We start from the raw sequence: 16,188 nt of genomic DNA on the forward strand, positions 1-16,188 counted from the left end.
CTCATGATCGCGGACATCACAAAAGGAACACAAACTTTTATTTGTCCCGCGCTGTTCGAACCAGTCGAATCGGATTACCAGCGACAAAAGCATGTGCTGGCACATCTTTATTTACAAGCGACCCCGCACCAATGATAGCATGGTCTCCTATGGTCACACCCGGCAAAATGGTTGAGTTTGCCCCTACCATCACATGATCACCAATAACAACATCCCCAATGCGATATTCATCAATGAGATATTCATGTGTCAAAATGGTCGTCTGAAAACCGATAATCGTATTTTTTCCGATGGTTATCCGCTCTGGATAGAGCACATCCATCATAACCATTAATGCGACCGCACTTTGATCACCCACTCTCATCCCTAACAACGTACGATAAAGGCTATTTTTTACACGCAGGGAAGGCGTAAAGCGGGCAATTAAATTGACGCAAACATTCCGAAATACTTTCCAGAATGGAACAAGGCGGTACATTTGCCACAGCGAGTTGCTATTCTTCACAGGGTACCGTTCCGTTCTCCTCATGAAAGTTTTACCCGGGGCTCATATTGTAAAATCGCATAAAGTTCACGCACATCCTTAATCACATAGTCTGGTGCAAAGGCATGTATATCATGCATACTCCACTCTACACCAACTGCTGTTACACCTGCTTGTTTCGCTGCCTCTATATCGGCAGCGCTATCCCCGACCATAATCGCCTTATCCGGCGTTACATTCATCCTGTGAAGGGCTAGCTGCAATAAAGCAGGATCTGGCTTGGGCTCTGCATCTTCAACAAAAACAGCTGTTGTCAGGTATTGTTCCAATCGAAATAAGCGTAACCCTTTCTCAGCTGACTTACGATACTTATTTGTTACAACCGCCATCCTCATTCCTTGAGTCGCTAAATCCTCCATCACTTCTTCCACATAAGGAAAAGCAGTCACCTCACGATCATGGTGATACAAATTATAGCGACGATACGTCTCCACCATTTTATTCGCCTGTGTGGAATCAAATTTCTCCATCTGTTTCCACAATGGCTCCCCTAAACGGGCAAGAATTTCTTCATCAGTAACGTGCTGTAGACCATGCACATCTAAAGCATGCCGAAAGGAAGAAAGAATCAGCTTGTTTGTGTTAATGAGTGTACCATCTAGATCAAATAAAATTGCTTCATAACGCATATTCGGTCTCCTCTTTTCTAACTATTAGCTGCTTTCCTTACCCTCTTCTGCGATCTCTTCTTTGCTGTTTTTATCGTCTTGCTCTTTATCACTAACTACTTCGGCCTTCTTCTGCGCATGGCTCTCTGTCACGGTTATGCCATGTGGTTCTACAGTGAGATAAGGGACATCGGCATACCCTTTTCCTCTGCGTACCGCCAATAATATGATACCCGCAAAAACTAAAATCAGGCTCATCAATTGTGCAATCCGCACGTTGCCATCCACCATCGCTCCTGGTTCAAAGATCGTCGCCATCGGCAACCAACATATCTCCATCACACTAACTAGCCAGTCTGGTCCTTGAAAAGCTAAACTATCCGTACGTAGCCCTTCGATATAGAAACGTCCGAGTGAATACCAAATCACATAGCTAATAAAAATCTCACCGCGACGCGGATTAAAGTGTCGTATCGCAAGTAAGAGTGCAAATCCTGCTATGTTCCACAATGATTCATATAAAAAGGTGGGGTGATAGTAACTTCCTTGAATGTACATTTGCTCGATAATCCAGTCCGGTAAAAAAAGACCTTCTAAGAATGAGCGACTCACTTCTGAACCGTGAGCCTCTTGATTCATAAAGTTTCCCCATCTTCCGATCGCTTGTCCCAAGATAATACTAGGAGCAACTATATCTGCAACCTGCATAAAAGGGACTCCTCGTTTCCGAACAAAAAAGTATCCCGCAACTACTGCCCCAATCAAACCACCGTGAATAGCAAGACCGCCTTCCCAAACAGCAATCACTTTCCACGGCTCTTCAGCATACCATTGCCACTGAAAAAGAACATAATATAGACGCGCGCCCACAATCGCCGCAGGCAAAACCCAGATCATCATATCTAGGAAAAGATCGCTATCAAATCCATGCTTTTTACCTTCCCGTGTCGCTAACCACAGCCCTACTAAAGCAGCTGTACCCAATATGATCCCATACCAGTGGATACTGATCGGTCCGAGCGAAAAAGCAACCGGATTAATTGTTTGTGATAAATACACTCCACTCGCCTCCCTCATACTCTCTTTTAACTCCCATCTTACCATGATCTTTAAGAGAATAGAAATCAAACTACCCTCCTATCTCTCTCCCTTAATCCCAGTCTTCATGGTCATCCAATGCTTCCCCTAATTTAGAGGTGAAATCTTGTACCGCATCAAAGCCCATCCTTTTTAAACGAAAGTTCATCGCCGCTACTTCAATGATGACAGCTAAGTTACGTCCTGGTCGAACGGGGATGGTCAATTGTGGCAAGCTGGTATCAATAACAGGGATGCGCTCTTCATCTAACCCTAAACGATCGTAAGCGCGATTTTCTTCCCACGATTCTAATCGAATAGCAAGTGAGATTTTCTTATGATCGCGTACGGCTCCTGCCCCAAATAAAGTCATCACATTTATAATGCCTACTCCGCGTATTTCTAACAGATGGCGAATCAACTCTGGGGCACTTCCAATCAGTGTTTCTTCCTCCGTTTGTCTCAATTCGACTGCATCGTCAGCAATCAGGCGGTGACCCCTCTTTACTAACTCCAATGCCGTTTCACTCTTTCCGATCCCGCTCGTTCCCGTAATCAATACCCCGACTCCATATATATCAACCAGCACCCCGTGCATGGTAGTGCGTGGTGCCAAACGCTTCTCTAAATAGTTGGTCACTTTACTACCAAATTTAGTCGATGCTAGGGAGGTGCGCAATATAGGAATACCCGCTCTATCTGCCGCCTTAAACAGTTCACTAGGCACTTTAAGACCGTGGGTGATACAAATACAAGGCGTACGCTCTTGACACAGCTTCTCTAATCGCTCTTGTCTCACTTCTGGCTCAAGTTGGCTTGCATAAGTCGTCTCTGTCCGTCCTAACATCTGTAAACGCTCTGACGGGTAGTAAGTAAAGAAGCCAGACATTTCGATTGCGGGGCGATAGAGGTCACTAACAACCAATTCTCGTTCCAATCCCGTAAAACCACAAACAATTTCTAGATCAAACTGTTGTACCAACTCTTTAACCGTCACTTTTGTCGTCATTCGCTCATAACCCCTTTATCCCTTACCTGCAGAAAAAAGGCGACATAAAGTCGCCTTCTTCATTCTTTATGCATCGTTTAATCGGCAATTCGTCCCCAGATCCCTTCTAATATCCAGGCAATTACACTAACTACGATGGAACCTAACAATGCCGCCACAAAGCCGTCTACTTCAAAACCGCTCACTAATGCTCCCGTTAACCAGAATAAGAGTGCATTAATCACGAAAGTAAACAAACCAAGCGTCAAAATTGTAATCGGGAGAGCGAACAACTTTAAGATCGGACGAATAAAGGTGTTGATTAATCCTAGTACAATTGCAACCAAAATTGCCGTTCCATATCCCGTGATTGAAATGGACGAGATCAATTGTGCCGCTAAAAATACAGCTAGTCCATTCAGCAATAATCTTCCGATCCAACCGATCATCTCTTTCTCCTCCTCATAAGTACCTGCACGATCCTCATTCAAAAATCGTACCTTTCTCTATCTCTATTCTACCACTTGTTCAAGCTCATTAAACCACTTCTCCATCCGCTCGCGATCACGCAACAGCACTTGTTGCAGATAAGTCCCTGTATACGAGTCTGCTACCTGTGCTACCTCTTCTGGAGTCCCGGAAGCTACGAGGGTACCTCCACCGCTCCCTCCTTCCGGTCCCAGGTCAATAATATAATCAGCTGTTTTAATTACATCTAAATTATGTTCAATCACGAGTACAGAGTCTCCGTTTTCTACCAAGCGAGTCAATACACGAAGCAGACGGGACACATCTTCCATATGCAAACCGGTGGTAGGTTCGTCGAGGATGTAAAGCGTCTGGCCACGACTCCGCTTATACAGTTCAGACGCTAGTTTCACCCGCTGTGCTTCCCCACCTGATAACGTGGTCGCCGGCTGTCCCAAACGAATATAACCTAGCCCGACATCGTTGAGAGTATCTAGCTTTCGCTTAATACGAGGAATGTTTTTAAAGAAGGTGCATCCATCTTCCACCGTCATCTCTAAAATATCAGAGATCGTTTTTCCTCTGTAAAGGATATCTAATGTTTCCCGATTATATCGCTTACCTTCACACTCCTCACACGGGACATACACATCAGGAAGAAAATGCATCTCGATTTTAATAATCCCATCCCCCCGACAAGCCTCGCACCGCCCACCTTTTACATTGAAGCTAAAGCGACCTTTTTTGTAGCCACGAACTTTCGCTTCGGGCACAGTGGCAAACACGTCACGAATATCATCAAAAACTCCCGTATAAGTTGCTGGATTAGAACGTGGCGTTCGTCCAATCGGTGATTGATCGATATCGATCACTTTCTTTAAATGCTCTGTCCCACTCAAGCTTTCGTGTGACCCAGGCACCACTTTACTACGATTTAATTCACGAGCTAGCGCTTTATGAAGAATCTCATTTACTAACGTACTCTTCCCCGAACCAGAAACACCTGTGACACAAGTAAATACTCCTAATGGGATCGACACATCCAATCCTTTTAGATTGTTTTCATCCGCACCCTTAATCTGGAGCCACTTACCATTAGCCTCCCGCCGTTCCTCTGGTAGCGGAATCATTTTACGCCCACTCAAATATTTACCCGTCAGTGAGTTCTCATCTTGCATAATTGCATTCGGAGACCCAGCGGCAACTACTTGTCCCCCATGTATACCAGCTCCAGGCCCAATATCAATTAAATAGTCAGCCGCTAGCATCGTGTCTTCATCATGCTCCACCACAATTAAGGTGTTTCCTAAGTTACGCATCCGTTTCAACGTCTCGATCAAGCGGTTGTTGTCTCGTTGGTGCAGTCCAATACTCGGTTCATCCAAAATGTAGAGTACCCCCATCAAACTGGAGCCTACTTGGGTTGCCAAACGAATCCGTTGGGCCTCTCCCCCAGATAACGTACCCGCAGAACGGTTTAAGGTTAAATAATCAAGCCCTACATTGACGAGAAACCCTAATCGCTCTCGTATCTCTTTTAATACTTGTTGTGCGATTGTCTGCTCTTTTGTACTCAACTTAATCTCGCCAAAAAGGGTGTAGGCGTCTTGGATAGACAAGCGTGTCACTTCGTCTATCGTATTTCCATCCACTTTCACATGAAGCGACTCCGCACGTAATCGTGCTCCCTGACAACTTGGACAAGCACTCGTGGTCATATACGACTCAATAAGTTCACGCACGGCTTCCGATCCCGTCTCACGATAACGACGAGTCAAGTTATTTACAATTCCTTCAAAACGTGTCTCTGTCTCCCGCACTTGTCCAAGATCACTTGTATAGCGAAATGGGATGCGCACATCACTTCCATATAGAAGCGTTTCGCGCTCTGATTTTGCTAACTGAGAAAATGGAACCTCCATATCGATTCCAAAATGAGCGCAAACGGCGCGCAGCAGCTGTGGATAGTAGTTGGACGTCGGGTTGGACCAAGGCTCAATCGCCCCTTCACGCAGACTGAGGCTCGGATTAGGCACAACCAGCTGCGCATCTACTTCTTGACGACTGCCCAACCCATCACATGATGAACAAGCACCGAAGGGGCTATTAAAAGAAAACATTCGTGGGGAAAGCTCTTCGATACTATAACCACATTGCGGACATGCTAAATTTTGACTAAAGAGAAGTTCTTCACCATTAATTACATCAATAATCACATTGCCATCCGCTAACCCTAATGCGGTCTCTAACGAATCCGTCAAACGAGCTTCAATCCCTGGTTTTACTAATAAGCGATCAACAATCACATCAATGGAATGCTTCTTATTTTTCTCCAACTGGATATCGTCACTCAGATCTTGTACTTCCCCATCGATACGCGCACGCACATACCCTTGCTGACGAGCTTCTTCGATCACTTTTACATGCGTACCCTTCCGACCACTGACAAGCGGTGCCAACACTTGAATACGGGTCCGCACAGGTAACTGCAGTATATGGTCCGTCATGTGTTGTACGGTTTGCGCCGAAATTTCAGTGCCGTGCTTAGGACAGTATGCACGGCCAACCCGGGCGTAAAGCAAACGCAAATAATCATAGATTTCCGTTACGGTTCCTACAGTAGAGCGGGGATTACGACTTGTCGTTTTCTGATCGATCGAGATGGCAGGAGATAAACCTTCAATCCGATCCACATCTGGTTTATCCATCTGCCCAAGAAATTGACGAGCATAAGCAGAAAGAGACTCCACGTACCGCCTTTGCCCTTCGGCATAAATCGTATCAAAGGCGAGCGATGATTTCCCTGACCCAGACAACCCTGTAAGCACAACAAACTGATCGCGAGGAATCGTAATATCAATGTTTTTTAAGTTATGAACACGTGCTCCACGAATCACAATATGGTTTTGCGGCATGTCGTTATACTCCCTCTGCTTTAATCTCAATAATCATATCGCGCAATTGTGCCGCTCGTTCAAAGTTTAACTCTCTAGCAGCATCTTTCATCTCTTTTTCCAATTTCTCAGCTAGTGCTTTACGTTCCTTCTTCGTTAAACTTTTAGCGCCAGCAGCTACTCCATACTCTTCATTTTCTTCTGCAACTTTCGTTGCCTCAATCACTTCCCGTACGGCTTTTCTAACTGTTTGAGGTGTAATCCCATGCTTTTCATTGTAAGCCATTTGCACAGCACGACGACGTTCTGTTTCTTCAATCGCTTTTGCCATCGATTTTGTGATGCGATCAGCATACATGACAACTTCCCCGTTCGCATTACGCGCAGCACGACCGATGGTTTGAATAAGAGAACGTTCTGCACGCAAAAACCCTTCTTTATCTGCATCCAAGATTGCTACCAATGAAACCTCTGGTAAATCTAACCCTTCTCGTAATAGATTGATCCCAATCAATACATCAAACTCTCCCAAACGAAGATCGCGTAATATTTGCATCCGTTCGATTGTCTTGATGTCAGAGTGCAGATAGCGAACGCTGATCCCTACTTCTTTCAAATAATCGGTTAAGTCCTCCGACATTTTTTTGGTTAGAGTGGTGACAAGTACCCGCTCGTTTCGCTTGAGACGCTGATTGATTTCACCGATCAAATCATCGATTTGACCTTGAATCGGACGGACGTGAATCTTTGGATCAAGTAACCCTGTAGGACGAATAATTTGCTCGACAACTTCAGGGGCATGCTCCAATTCATACGGTCCGGGTGTAGCCGATACAAGAACCATCTGATTGACACGTTCTTCAAACTCAGTAAACGTTAAGGGACGATTATCTTTAGCTGAAGGCAAGCGAAAACCGTGCTCAACTAACACCTTTTTACGAGCTTGGTCTCCGTTATACATCGCTCCGATCTGCGGAATAGTGATGTGAGATTCATCCACCACAATCAAATAGTCATCAGGAAAATAATCTAATAACGTGAACGGAGGATCTCCCTCCTTGTTGCCCACCAAATGGCGCGAGTAATTTTCAATCCCTGAACAAAACCCAACCTCGCGCATCATCTCCATATCGTATCGGGTTCGCTGCTCCAAACGTTGCGCTTCCACTAGCTTACTTTCTGCCTCGAACTCTTTTAGTCTCCCTTCTAACTCCGCCTCAATGCTCTCCAGTGCACGCTGCAACACTGCTTCGCGTGTCACATAATGAGAAGCAGGAAAGACGGCCACATGCTCCCGTTCCCCTAAGATTTCCCCGGTCAAGGTGTCCACTTCACGAATCCGTTCGATTTCGTCACCAAAAAATTCAACCCGTACCGCTTGTTCGCTACGTGAGACCGGAAATATCTCCACTACATCACCACGAACACGAAACGTGCCCCGTGTAAAGTTGATATCATTCCGCTCATATTGAATATCAACTAGCTTACGCAAAATCTCATTACGATCCTTTTCCATTCCAACTCGTAAGGATAAAACCAAGTCACGGTACTCTTGTGGAGAACCTAACCCATATATACAAGAAACACTAGCGACCACAATCACATCTTTACGTTCAAATAAAGAGCTGGTAGCCGAATGTCGCAGTTTATCTATCTCATCATTGATAGATGAATCTTTTTCAATAAACGTATCTGATTGCGGCAAATACGCCTCCGGTTGATAGTAGTCATAATAACTTACAAAATACTCGACGGCATGATCAGGAAAAAATTCTTTCAATTCTCCACATAACTGTGCTGCCAAGGTTTTATTCGGAGCGATGACGAGCGTAGGTCGATTTGTCTTCGCTATGGTATGGGCGATGGTAAACGTTTTGCCCGTTCCTGTTGCACCCAATAACGTCTGCATTCGTTTGCCCGCATCGATACCACTCACTAGTTGTTCAATCGCCTTCGGTTGATCCCCTTGCGGTTGATATTCCGACACTAAAGTAAATCGATCCACACGTGATCACCTCTCACTTCTTCTATCTTCCATTCAATTATAACATATCTTCTCATCAAAACGAACACACGTTTCTAATGAAGGGATGGAACACTTCTTTCCCTCCCTAGATATTCCCTTTTCATCATCTTTTACACTTTATGAAAAGAAAAGGCCCCCTACGAAGAGGGGACCTTTTCTTTTCATCAACTTATTTAGCTTTCTTTTTCAAGGTTTCAATTGCTGTCTGTAGTTGGACATCATTATCCGGTTCTTTCAGATGCTCTATAAACGCTTCTTGCAAAGCGGCTGCCGTCTTTTCATCTACTTCACCTGTCACTTTTAGATCTTGAAGCTTTTGAAATGCCTTCACTGCTGTTTCGGTTTGATCGCTATAATAGCCATCCACGCGGTCCGGTCTATACCCAAGTGTTTTTAGTATAAGTTGCACATTTTTCACTTCCGTAGAAGCCGTATCACGTTGTAGAGGCTTTTCCGGTTGAGGCGGAACCACTTGATAGTAATCAGGGCGTTTCACCTCAATATCTGGTTTTACCCCTTTCTTATGGATCCACTTCCCATTTGGTGTTAACCATTTGGCAATCGTCAACTTTAAGTTACTACCATCTGAAAAGTCACGTGCCGTCTGAACCGTGCCTTTCCCGTATGAGTTCTCACCAATCACGAGGTAGCCACCCGATTCTTTCAAAGCTGCCGCCAGGATTTCCGAAGCACTTGCACTCCCTTTATCTATAAGGATGGCTATCGGGTACTCTTTCTTCCCTTTCATCGTCGACTTGGTTTCCTGTGTATTCCCCTCTTTATCTTGTTTCATCACAATGGTCTTCTCGTTCGGTATCAGCTGGTTACCGATTTCTTCAACCACATTTAAAAGTCCGCCGGGATTGCCACGCACATCAATAACGAGGCCTTTCATCCCATCCTTTTCTAACTGATCCAATGCTTTTGTAAAATCGGTCGCTGTCTCTTGTGAGAACTGCGTAATTTCTATCCGTCCAATTTTTCCTGACATCATTTCAGAGTGAATGGTTTCGATAGGAATCTCATCACGAACAACGGTTACAGTCATCAGTTCTGACTGACCTGGGCGCATAATCGCAAGTTTAGCTTTACTTCCTTTAGGTCCGCGAATTTTTTCAACTGCACCGCGCAAGTCTAATCCTTCTAGACTCTCGCCATTCACCTTTAAAATTTGATCTTCTGGCCGCAGACCGGCTTTTTCTGCTGGCGATCCCTTAATCGGTGAAACGATGGTAACAAGACCGTTTTTCATCGTCACTTCTGCACCGATTCCTTCAAAAGAGGAATCTAAACTGGAATGGAACTGTTGCGCCGCTTCTTTGTCCATATAGGCAGAATAAGGGTCATCCAGCGCTCCCACCATACCCTCGATCGCACCATCTACAAGTGCTTCATCCTTTACATCGCCGATGTATTGCGATTTTATCATCGAGTATGCTTGCTCGATCTTACTCTGATTCTCCATTTCAATATTGGATCCCTGACCTGTAGCGACCCCAACAACACGTGCCAGAATCCCCCCATCTCCTGCCAGCATCACTGTCGTCAAGCTACTAAATAAGACAGCCACAATAACGATTAAGGTAACTGTACGACCACGTAAATACATTTTGACACCACCTTCACCAACTGTTCATCATATATATGACAGGCTATTGCTCGATAGTCGTCCTCTGCTATAAACTCACTCTAGCAAAACCATATTGGGAAAACAAGTTATACCCTCATACAAAAGAAACGCCGAAAAGGAGATTGTCGTTTCGGTCGACCTTCCCTTTCGACTTCTCTATGTCTTATATTTACTAACCTTGATTGCTCAGTAATAATTCATCGGGTTTTGTGCAACCCCGTTTTTCAATAGTTCAAAGTGGAGGTGAGGTCCAGTAGTTTGCCCGTACAATCCAATTTTCGCAATCATTTGCCCTGCACGAACGGTCTGCCCTACTTTTACTGTTACATCTCCTGGATACATATGTGCATATAAGGTGGTTAATCCACTGCCATGTGATAATACCACAATATGTCCATACCCACTTGAAGCTCGTGAAGCAATCACTTTCCCATCATTAGCAGCAAAAATGGGATCTCCCAAATTACCGCCAATATCTAATCCTTTATGCATGCCACCGCTACGCGGTCCAAATGGAGAGTTAATCCTCTTACTAGGAACGGGCCATGTCCAACCACTACTAGAAGGTGTTCCTTCATATTGGTCCTTTGCCGTCTCGCGGGCGATCATTTCACGAATCTCTTGGCTCTCTTTTTCATTAATCTCTTCGAGATGATCCTTCTCTTTCTCAATCGCTTTCAGTTCCTTCTCATTCTCCTTATACTTTTCCATCACTTTTTTGTACAATTTATTCGCATCTTTTTGTTGCTCTTTATTCTTCTCTAACTTCGGTTTCAACTCTTCCGTCTCTTCTTTTAGCTTCTGTTGGTCTTTTTCGTATCCAGTTGCGATTTTATGATTACTTTCTGCCAACGCTTGAATTCCTTCTAATGTAGCAAAGAATTCACTTAAATCATTCGCCTCGATCAAGGTACGCAAGTAAAACATATCTCCTTGCTTATATACACGTTGTAGTTGCTTATGATAAGCTACCTTTTTTTTGCTGATTGATTTTTCGAGCTCCTCGATCTTCTTTTCGCTCTTTTCAATCTCCTTCGTTTGGGTAGCAATCGTATCCGTTAATGTATCCAGCTTCGCTTTTTCCTTCTTCAAATCCTCTTCCACTTTTTTTAATGCTTCTTTCTGCTGTTCCGCTTCTTTTTCCTTTTCTTGAATTTCCTTATCCCGTTCCTTTACATCTTTCTTTTTCTCATCCACTGTCCCCTCAGCCTGTACCAGCAGGGAAAGAGGGGGAACCGCTGATGAAAGAGTGAGAATTGCGGTAAGTATTAAAACAAACGATATTTTTCTCATTAATTCCGACTCCTCCTCATATTACATTTATTTTTAAATAAGAGGGGGCAAATGCTCCCCCCTATTCGTTATACACGTAAGAAACGACGAATCGACATTACACTTCCCCATACTCCGATAAAAGCACCTAGCATAATCGTAATCGAAGCAACATATAAAGCAAGCGGCCAAACATCGAGGAAATTAAGGAAGCTAAATGATGATGTCCCCATATCAAGGATATCAATCACCGCTGCATAAGTTATCAGGACGATCGAAACAGGCACAATCGCACCAATCACTCCGATAACGGCTCCTTCAATCAAAAACGGCCAACGAATAAACCAGTTACTCGCGCCCACAAGGCGCATAATTTCGATTTCACCTCGACGCGCAAACACAGTTAATTTAATCGTATTGGAGATCAGGAAGGCGGCTAATACCGCAAGCCCTGTTCCAAAGAAGAAAACGACAACCGAGATCCAGGTGGAAAACTTAATCAACTGGTCGGCAACACCTTTACCGTACTCCACGCTCTCCGTCAGGTTATACTTTTCTTCCAAATCTTTTACTAACCCTTGAATTTCTTGTGAATTGGATGGTTCCACTTTCAACATATCTGGCAATGGATTTTCCCCGTCTTCCAACCCTTTGAGAAAGTCTGAATCCGCACCCAGTTTACTCTTCAACTCTTTCAATCCGTCTTCCTTTGATATAAACGTCACTTCGTTTACTCTCGGATCCTTTTCTACCTTCTTCTCCATATCTTCGATCGCATCAGCTGATGCTCCCGCCTGCAAAGAGACTCGAATTGCCATTTGCTTGTCCAGCTCTTCTGCTAGATGAAGAATATTAAAGCTGAAGATCAGAAAAATACCAAAGATCAAGAGGGTTACTCCAACAGCACTGCTTGCTGCAAACGTCATCCATGTATTTCGTTTTAAGCTCTTAATCGCCTCTTTCAGGTGGCGAATCATGACGTTAATCTTCATAGATGTATTCCCCCTGCTCTTGATCACGCACAATGGTTCCCCGCTCTACTTGCAATACACGCTTTCTCATCGTGTTTACAATTTCTTTATCATGTGTTGCCATCACGATGGTCGTTCCACGTGCATTAATCTCCTCTAATAGATACATAATATCCCATGAGTTTTCTGGATCCAAGTTACCCGTAGGCTCATCGGCAATAATAAATTTAGGATTATTTACGATTGCTCGTGCAATAGAGACACGTTGTTGCTCCCCACCTGATAGTTGCCGCGGGTACGCATGCATACGATCATGCAGCCCAACCAATTCTAGTACTTCTTGTACACGCCGTTCAATTTTACGTGGTGTCTCTTCGATCGCTTCCATGGCGAAAGCGACGTTTTCATATGCGGTCATATTGGGTAATAGTTTATAATCTTGAAATACAATGCCGATGGTGCGACGCAAAAACGGAATCTTCCAGTCACGCACCCTTTTAATATTGACACCATTAATAAGAATAATGCCGCTTGTCGCTTGCTCTTCACGATACATAAGTTTAATAAAGGTACTTTTCCCTGCACCACTAGGGCCCACGACATAAACGAATTCTCCTTGGTCTATTTTGACGTCTACTCCCCTAAGCGCTTCGACGCCATTGCTATATACTTTACACACGTCGTGCATTTCGATCATGCCATCACCCTCCAATGTCTGTCTTTATTTATACTCTATGAGAAACTTATATACGATGAGGAACCTGCGAACGATACTCAAATTAGATGACTGTGATAGAAAATATCGTATAACTTGCATTGTTATTATAACATGTCAAATATGAATTTCCCAATAAAATTAACGGAAAATGTCGATATTCTGACAGCGATCTCTCCATTGCCACCGTTGTCGCATATGCCAGAATAACCGATCCCATTTAAGATAGAGCGCTCAATCCGTGCTTTACGCTCTTTTTCATATGGTTAAACTTACTAAACCTAAAGCATTCTTTCCTCTTTAGTAGCCAAGTTTCTCTCTCTTATCCACACCTACTTGAACGAAAGAGGCGGAAGGTTTGTTTCATTCCACCCTCCACCTCTCTGCCTTAGACAATTACGACTATATTCGTCTATCCTACAAGCAAAGGTATCCTACAAGCAAAGGGCTATTTCGTTTTCTCTATTAGCCACTTCGCTAGCTCTTTACGATCCTCCTCTTTCACTTGCTTTTGTGCTGGCATTCTACCCACACCATCGGTAATCACTTTTTGCACCTCTTCTTCCGAATAGGTTAAACCGACATTTTGCAGGGAGGGTCCAAAGCCACCACCAAAAGAACGCCCGTGGCAAGAAGAGCAGTTATCAAGGTATACTTTCCGCGCTGGGTCCACTTCTTCTTTATTACCACTCGTGTCTGTATTTGTCTCTGCGCAACCTGCTAGTATGAAGAGAATGGTTATTGCGACGGCTATAAGCGTACGACGCCAAGTCATCATGTTGCTACACCGATCCTTTCGTTCTATCAACCCGTTATTTCCATTCTCACTTTACCTCATTTACTACCCGATCTGCAATAAAGAGCAGAATGTGTCATGGGTTGATCATATCTGCGGTGAATGGACATGAATTGCATGAGAGCGCAATTTTCGATTTTCCCATTCATCATTTCCCGGGAAACGACAAATGTCTGCTCTATTCCACTAACATGATGAAAGCACCCTTCTATATCAAAGAAAATACAAAAAGCACCGGAGAGAGTTCTCCGGTGCTTTTTAACCCTATCTTCCTTATTCACCGCGGAATTGCGGTTTTCGTTTTTCAATAAAGGCATCCATGCCTTCCATCCGATCGTTAGAATCGAAAGAAAGTCCGAAATAAGAAGCTTCCAGGAGGAGACCACTGTGAAGATCAGACTCCGTTCCTTGATTTACAGCTTGCTTAATGTAATTTAATGCTAAAGGAGCTTTCTGAGCTAACATATGCGCTAACTTTTTCGCCTCATCCAATAAGTCGGTGTGTGGTACTACCTTTTCAACAAGTCCTATTTGTAAGGCTTGCTCCGCTGTAATTATCTCACCTGTGAAACAGAGTAACTTGGCTCGTCCATTCCCAATACGACGGGCAAGACGTTGCGTGCCACCATAGCCAGGAATCACTCCTAGATTTACTTCTGGTTGGCCAAACTTCGCTTGTTCTGAAGCTAAAATAACATCACCACTCATCGCCAGTTCACAGCCCCCACCAAGTGCAAACCCGTTTACTGCCATGATGACGGGGATTGGAAGTTCTTCTAACCTGGTAAACAAACGCTGACCTCGCTTAGCTAGTCGTTCTGCTTGACTTGCAGTAGCCACTTCGCGCAATTCTTTAATATCGGCTCCAGCAACAAATGCCTTTTCCCCAGCCCCAGTCAAGATGAGGGCACGAACATCACTTTGTTGTTCTACCCAGTTTAGCGCCTCTTCTAATTCCGCTAGGAGATCACGATTAAGAGCGTTGAGCGCTTGGGGTCTTGTCAGAGTTAATATAACATAACCCTCATGCCTTTCTACCTGTACAATCTTATCCATCAATAAGCCCCTCCCTTGGGTGATGACCGTTATTTTTGATTCATTTTAAAGCGCAAGTATGCATCGATGAAGGAAGTGATCTCACCATCCATCACAGCTTGAATATTGCCCACTTCAACATTGGTACGGTGATCTTTTGCCATCGAGTATGGATGGAACACATAGGAACGAATTTGACTGCCCCAACCAATATCCGCCTGCTCTCCTTGGATTTCAGCTAGCTTTTGTTGACGCTCTTCTAAGCGCTTCTCCAAGATACGCGCTTTCAATATCTTCATCGCTTTTTCTCTGTTTTTAATCTGCGACCGTTCTGATTGGCACGTAACGACGATATTGGTCGGCAAATGGGTAATACGAACAGCAGAATCGGTCGTATTAACATGTTGACCGCCTGCACCACTAGAACGATAGGTATCAATTTTGAGATCATCCTGCTTAATATCTACCTCTACGTCATCTGTAATCTCCGGCATCACATTTGTAGAGACGAAGGAAGTATGACGACGACCGGAAGAATCAAAAGGAGAGATCCTCACCAAGCGGTGCACACCTTTTTCCGCTTTGAGATAACCATATGCGTTGCGCCCGCTGATAAGTAGAGTAACACTTTTTACCCCAGCTTCATCACCTGGAAGATAGTCCAATGTCTCCACTTTAAAACCTTGACGCTCTGCCCAACGCGTATACATCCGTAAAAGCATTTCAGCCCAGTCTTGCGACTCCGTTCCACCTGCACCTGGATGAAGCTCCAAGATCGCATTATTGCGATCGTACGGCTCATCCAATAATAATTGGAGTTCAAAGGTATCCAGACGATTTTTTAGCTTTTTAAGCGCAACTTGCGCTTCTGCTTCTAATGAATCCTCGCCTTCTTCTACCATCAGCTCCAACAGAACATCCAATTCTTCATTCTCTTCCTCTAACTCTTCCATGAAGTGAACCACGTCTTTTAACCCATTCACTTCTTGGATTACTTTTTGGGCCGTCTCTTGATCGTCCCAAAATCCGGGTGAAGACATCTTCTCTTCTAGTTCTTGGATACGAACTTTCTTTTGGTCGAGGTCAAAGAGACCCCCTGATATCAGCCAATCGTTGGGCTGTATTTGCACTTTCTTGTCGCATTTCGTTTACTTCCATAACCTT

The 16,188-nt window shown here is 44.2% G+C and carries 14 protein-coding genes; all 14 read right to left on the reverse strand.

What is annotated here, in order from left to right; genetic code table 11:
• Positions 1 to 37: 37 nt before the first annotated feature.
• Positions 38 to 529, reverse strand: a complete 492-nt coding sequence (locus tag NXZ84_RS11745) for an acyltransferase (RefSeq protein ID WP_258840517.1) — start codon at positions 527 to 529, stop codon at positions 38 to 40.
• The gene (locus NXZ84_RS11750; protein WP_258840518.1) at positions 526 to 1,173 is read right to left on the reverse strand and encodes an HAD-IA family hydrolase; all 648 of its coding nucleotides are present in this window, start codon (positions 1,171 to 1,173) and stop codon (positions 526 to 528) included. Before NXZ84_RS11750 ends, NXZ84_RS11745 begins: the two co-directional genes overlap by 4 nt.
• Before the next feature lie 24 nt (positions 1,174 to 1,197).
• Entirely contained in the window at positions 1,198 to 2,229 is a 1,032-nt protein-coding gene (gene lgt, locus NXZ84_RS11755; RefSeq protein WP_396654040.1) for a prolipoprotein diacylglyceryl transferase, read from the reverse strand.
• A 73-nt stretch (positions 2,230 to 2,302) separates the two neighbouring features.
• Positions 2,303 to 3,238 (reverse strand): HPr(Ser) kinase/phosphatase, encoded by a 936-nt coding sequence (hprK, locus tag NXZ84_RS11760; protein WP_258840520.1) that lies wholly within the window; start codon positions 3,236 to 3,238, stop codon positions 2,303 to 2,305.
• A 77-nt stretch (positions 3,239 to 3,315) separates the two neighbouring features.
• A complete protein-coding gene (locus NXZ84_RS11765) occupies positions 3,316 to 3,708 on the reverse strand; it encodes a phage holin family protein (RefSeq protein ID WP_258840521.1) in 393 nt (130 codons plus the stop codon).
• 21 nt (positions 3,709 to 3,729) lie between these two features.
• Complete coding sequence (gene uvrA, locus NXZ84_RS11770; RefSeq protein ID WP_258840522.1) at positions 3,730 to 6,600, reverse strand: excinuclease ABC subunit UvrA; 2,871 nt, start codon at positions 6,598 to 6,600, stop codon at positions 3,730 to 3,732.
• Positions 6,601 to 6,604: 4 nt separating this feature from the next.
• Positions 6,605 to 8,584, reverse strand: coding sequence for an excinuclease ABC subunit UvrB (uvrB, locus tag NXZ84_RS11775; protein WP_258840523.1), 1,980 nt, complete (start codon positions 8,582 to 8,584; stop codon positions 6,605 to 6,607).
• 190 nt (positions 8,585 to 8,774) lie between these two features.
• Positions 8,775 to 10,214 (reverse strand): S41 family peptidase, encoded by a 1,440-nt coding sequence (locus tag NXZ84_RS11780; RefSeq protein ID WP_258840524.1) that lies wholly within the window; start codon positions 10,212 to 10,214, stop codon positions 8,775 to 8,777.
• 207 nt (positions 10,215 to 10,421) lie between these two features.
• On the reverse strand, positions 10,422 to 11,528 hold the full coding sequence (locus NXZ84_RS11785) for a murein hydrolase activator EnvC family protein (protein ID WP_258840525.1): 1,107 nt from the start codon (positions 11,526 to 11,528) through the stop codon (positions 10,422 to 10,424).
• Between the two features lie 68 nt (positions 11,529 to 11,596).
• Positions 11,597 to 12,499, reverse strand: coding sequence for a permease-like cell division protein FtsX (gene ftsX / locus NXZ84_RS11790; RefSeq protein WP_258840526.1), 903 nt, complete (start codon positions 12,497 to 12,499; stop codon positions 11,597 to 11,599).
• On the reverse strand, positions 12,489 to 13,175 hold the full coding sequence (gene ftsE, locus NXZ84_RS11795) for a cell division ATP-binding protein FtsE (protein ID WP_258840527.1): 687 nt from the start codon (positions 13,173 to 13,175) through the stop codon (positions 12,489 to 12,491). Before ftsE ends, ftsX begins: the two co-directional genes overlap by 11 nt.
• A 466-nt stretch (positions 13,176 to 13,641) precedes the next feature.
• Positions 13,642 to 13,971, reverse strand: a complete 330-nt coding sequence (locus NXZ84_RS11800; RefSeq protein WP_258840528.1) for a c-type cytochrome — start codon at positions 13,969 to 13,971, stop codon at positions 13,642 to 13,644.
• A gap of 291 nt (positions 13,972 to 14,262) precedes the next feature.
• Entirely contained in the window at positions 14,263 to 15,045 is a 783-nt protein-coding gene (locus NXZ84_RS11805; RefSeq protein ID WP_258840529.1) for an enoyl-CoA hydratase/isomerase family protein, read from the reverse strand.
• Positions 15,046 to 15,074: 29 nt separating this feature from the next.
• A protein-coding gene (gene prfB / locus NXZ84_RS11810; protein ID WP_258840530.1) for a peptide chain release factor 2 occupies positions 15,075 to 16,182 on the reverse strand; the annotation gives its coding sequence in 2 pieces (ribosomal slippage) (positions 15,075 to 16,109 and positions 16,111 to 16,182; 1,107 coding nt in all).
• Between the last annotated feature and the right edge of the window lie 6 nt (positions 16,183 to 16,188).

It is taken from the genome of Mechercharimyces sp. CAU 1602 (assembly GCF_024753565.1).
In the GTDB taxonomy this organism is placed as follows: Bacteria; Bacillota; Bacilli; order Thermoactinomycetales; family JANTPT01; genus Mechercharimyces.

Excerpts from the sequence above, each read along its gene's own strand:
- uvrA (WP_258840522.1), bottom strand. The coding sequence starts at position 6,600 with ATGCCGCAAAACCATATTGTGATTCGTGGAGCACGTGTTCATAACTTA.
- ftsX (WP_258840526.1), bottom strand. The coding sequence starts at position 12,499 with ATGAAGATTAACGTCATGATTCGCCACCTGAAAGAGGCGATTAAGAGC.
- NXZ84_RS11785 (WP_258840525.1), bottom strand. The coding sequence starts at position 11,528 with ATGAGAAAAATATCGTTTGTTTTAATACTTACCGCAATTCTCACTCTT.
- hprK (WP_258840520.1), bottom strand. The coding sequence starts at position 3,238 with ATGACGACAAAAGTGACGGTTAAAGAGTTGGTACAACAGTTTGATCTA.
- lgt (WP_396654040.1), bottom strand. The coding sequence starts at position 2,229 with ATGAGGGAGGCGAGTGGAGTGTATTTATCACAAACAATTAATCCGGTT.
- NXZ84_RS11780 (WP_258840524.1), bottom strand. The coding sequence starts at position 10,214 with ATGTATTTACGTGGTCGTACAGTTACCTTAATCGTTATTGTGGCTGTC.
- NXZ84_RS11745 (WP_258840517.1), bottom strand. The coding sequence starts at position 529 with ATGAGGAGAACGGAACGGTACCCTGTGAAGAATAGCAACTCGCTGTGG.
- NXZ84_RS11750 (WP_258840518.1), bottom strand. The coding sequence starts at position 1,173 with ATGCGTTATGAAGCAATTTTATTTGATCTAGATGGTACACTCATTAAC.
- NXZ84_RS11805 (WP_258840529.1), bottom strand. The coding sequence starts at position 15,045 with ATGGATAAGATTGTACAGGTAGAAAGGCATGAGGGTTATGTTATATTA.
- NXZ84_RS11800 (WP_258840528.1), bottom strand. The coding sequence starts at position 13,971 with ATGATGACTTGGCGTCGTACGCTTATAGCCGTCGCAATAACCATTCTC.
- ftsE (WP_258840527.1), bottom strand. The coding sequence starts at position 13,175 with ATGATCGAAATGCACGACGTGTGTAAAGTATATAGCAATGGCGTCGAA.